This window comes from Chitinophaga sp., assembly GCF_035564935.1.
GTDB lineage: Bacteria > Bacteroidota > Bacteroidia > Chitinophagales > Chitinophagaceae > Chitinophaga.
Window position 1 is genome coordinate 1 of record NZ_DATMTE010001131.1, and the last position, 3,523, is coordinate 3,523.

A 3,523-nucleotide genomic window follows, 5' to 3' on the forward strand; every position below is an offset into this window, starting at 1 on the left:
CAGGCAATTAAAACGGATAACGCGATAGCCAGTACGAAAATACCCCAGCCTATTTCTGTATGATAGTGAAATCCCAGCAGCCATTTCTTCATAAAATAATACCCCACCGGTGCGGCCACCAGAAATGCAATACCTATTAAAGAGGTAAACTCCCTGGAAAACAGGTACAATATACTTTGAATAGATGCCCCTAACACTTTGCGGATGCCCACTTCCTTGGTTTTTTGTACCACCATGAAGGAAACCAGCCCGTATAACCCAAGGCAGGAAATAAAAATAGCGAGGAAAGCAAATACTTTAAACAACGATGCAGTGATGGCTTCTGCCCTGTAAAAGTTGCCTATCTGTTCATCGAAAAAAGTACATTGGTAAATGTAGGTAGGATACACGGCGGTGAATATCTGCTCTACCTGCTTTAAGGTAGCAGGTACTTTTTCAGGATCCAGCCGGAGTGCCAGCGTACTGTAGTCGTTGTAATCGGACGATATAATAGCAGGTGAAATTTCATCCCTGAGGGAATTATTGTTAAAGTCCCGCAACACGCCTGCCACAGGGAATTTACGGGCGCCGTTATCAAAGGCAACCATCTTGCCGACAATATCTTCTGCTGAACGCAACCCCAACTTTTTAACTACTTTTTCATTTACCAATACTTCCCGCGTGGTATCGCTGGAAAAAGGATAACGCCCCGCCACCAAACCTAAGCGAAAAGTATTGAAGTAACCGGTGTCCGCACTCAGGCGTTTTACGCTGTACGGCTGCCTGTCGGCCTGGTTGTTATAAAAGAAATCGGTGAACCATCCGAAACGGGAAGAAGGTTCTATTGAACATAGGCTTCCTGCTGCTACACCCGGCAACTGCAAAAGCCGTGATTTCAGATAGCCATATTTTAATTTTAATGTGCTGTCGCTGGGCAGGTCAAGCAACACCACTGCTTTTTTCTCAAAGCCCATTGGCTGTTCCCTGAAAAACTTCATTTGTTTCACTACTACCAAAGTGCCTATCACCAGCAATTGCGCTACCAAAAACTGGAACACCACCAGGGCTCTGCGCAACGAAATGCCGCTTCCAGGGCGGCTGTTGATCCTGCTTTTAATAGCTGCCACCGGATTGAATCCGGATAAAACAATGGCAGGATAAAAACCGGCCAGGAAAGTAACTATCACACCGGATAATATTAAAAACAGCAGTATGGATGGATAACGCAATGGGTTTAAAACCAGCTGCTTCCCTACCAGGTTACTCAGGTAGGGAGTAGCCACCCAGGCCATTATACAGCCCAAAACAATAGCCAAAGCGGTGATCAGCGCTGTTTCCCCCAGGAATTGTTTTATTAACTGGAGACGGTCACTGCCCAGTACTTTTCTTATACCAATTTCTTTAGCCCGGTTCACTGATTGCGCTGTAGCCAGGTTAATGAAATTAATACAGGCTACCAGCAACAGGAACAAACCTATTATAGCCAATGCCCATAGTTCTGTTGGCGACAGTGAGTCGTCTTTTACGGTAGCAAAGCGTTTGTCCAGGTGCATATCCTTCAGCGGCTGAAAGGTAAGGCTGGTGGTGTATGTTGTTTTGTCTGCATCCTCCCGGTAATTATTTTTTACAAAAGCCGGCAGCCGGGCCTGTAAGCGAACCATATTTTCCTCCGGGGAGGCTAATACAAAACACTGCGTTCCACCCGAAAGGGAGCGCCAGTCTTCATTAGTTTGCCGTTCATGATCATCAAGCTTCAGCCAGGTAGCGTGGGAAGCTGCCATACGCACCGGCAGATCTGTATTATATGGGAGATCTTTAAAAACGCCGGTCACACGCAATGGCACACGGTATGACCATAGCTGTATCATTTTTCCTACAGCGTGCTCGTAGTTTCCGAAATAGGTTTCGGCCATGCTTTGCGTCAGCGCCACGGTATTGGGTTCATTTAACTCAGCTGCGCTCCCGTTAAGCCACGTAAAATCGAAAATGTCAAAAATGGCCGGTTCTACAAAAAAGAGCCCGCCGCTTTCTTTAAATTTTTTCTCATCAGATCCGTTTTCCCCGGGAATGTATACCTGCGCTCCGCCGATATATTCGGCGGTAGCCACTTTCTGCAGGGAAGAGAAATCGCGGCGCATGGTATGAGCAAGCGGCGCCGGCACCATACTATGCCTCCACTGTTCGCTATTGCTGCGACTGGTGGTGGTAGTTACCACCCGGAAGATCCGGTCCCGTTTACTCTGATAGGTATCATAGCTCATCTCGTTACGGATCACGAGGAAAACCAGCAGGCTGGCGCCTATGCCTACGGCCAGGCCAACGATATTGAGCAGGGAGAAAGATTTCTTTCTCCAAAGCGTTCTGAACGATAGTGTAAAGAAGCTATTCGTCATAAGAGGAAGTATTGGCGCTTTGTCTGCAAAAACCGGGACGGAAATATATTTGTTTAGTTATCAGGGAGATAGAACAAAGATAACAGCTTCCAATGTCCAGTAAAGAACAGGAGACGTCCGGTATCGGACATTCCCAAAATAAAAATCCGGAGATCCCGGCCAGGCCGTTATCTCCGGATCCATTATCCGTAAGGACAACTAATATTTACAGGTTGCTAACGATAGATCTCCAGAAAGCAGCGCTGGCTTTTACGTCGGGCGTATTGTTATCCCAGTTGTATTCGTATTCCACGGAAAACAAACCTTTGAACTTTTGTTTTTTTAATGTCTCCATTACCTTCGGCATCTGGCTAACACCGTTGCCCCAAACTACATCATGGGAATCAGCTGATTTGTTGTTCAGGTCTTTGAAATGCAGGCTTACAATATGACCGTCCAGTTTCTTGATGCATTCAACAGGATCCAGTCCGGAGCGTACCCAGTGACCAATATCCGCGCAGGCGCCCATTAATTTGCTTCTGCCTTTGATGGCTGCCAGCACGATATCCGGGTTCCAGTAATGGCTTGGCTTCGGGTGATCGTGGATAGCCAGTTTGATCTGGTATTGATCGCACAGGGAAGAGATCAGGTCCAGGTCTTCCTCTTTAGGTTCGGAAGTAATGCTCTGGATGCCCATCCTGTTGGCGAAATCGAACAGCATGCGCCATTCTGCCTCTGATCCGGGTACTACCACGCCAAACGCGATCAGCGTTTTGTGCTTCTTTTTAAACAGTGCTTTTACTTCTTCCTGTTTGGAAGGCGACATATGGTAGTCGAATTTACCTTCAATACCGCCACCAATTACTTGTCCGGGAAAAGCTTCCACATACTGGATCCCGCAGCTGTCCATTTTATCCAGTGCCTCAGCCAGGGTAAAATGATTGAATGTCCAGGCCTGCGCCCCCAGCTTCCAGCCCAATGCATCTGCCCGGGCCTGTGCAGCTGCTGAATTTGCAAACAATGCAACCGCCAGACCGCCTGCCAGCATCAACGCATTTCTCAGTTTTTTCATATAGCTATTTTTTTGATGATTGAAAGTAGTTGCTTTCAATGTAAAATGCAAGCTTTAAAGCGAATTTTGTCTTGGAACACTGATTTTGATGATTTCGCTG

General features: G+C 46.9%; 2 protein-coding genes. Both read right to left on the minus strand.

The annotated features are described in order from the left end of the window. The coding region (locus VN105_RS29305; RefSeq protein WP_325646971.1) for an ABC transporter permease at window positions 1-2,372 on the minus strand (2,372 nt) is incomplete at its 3' end. A gap of 205 nt (window positions 2,373-2,577) precedes the next feature. Then, the gene (locus VN105_RS29310; protein WP_325646973.1) at window positions 2,578-3,423 is read right to left on the minus strand and encodes a sugar phosphate isomerase/epimerase; all 846 of its coding nucleotides are present in this window, start codon (window positions 3,421-3,423) and stop codon (window positions 2,578-2,580) included. Between the last annotated feature and the right edge of the window lie 100 nt (window positions 3,424-3,523).

Coding starts and splice junctions, on each gene's coding strand:
- VN105_RS29310 (WP_325646973.1), bottom strand. CDS start 3,423: ATGAAAAAACTGAGAAATGCGTTGATGCTGGCAGGCGGTCTGGCGGTT.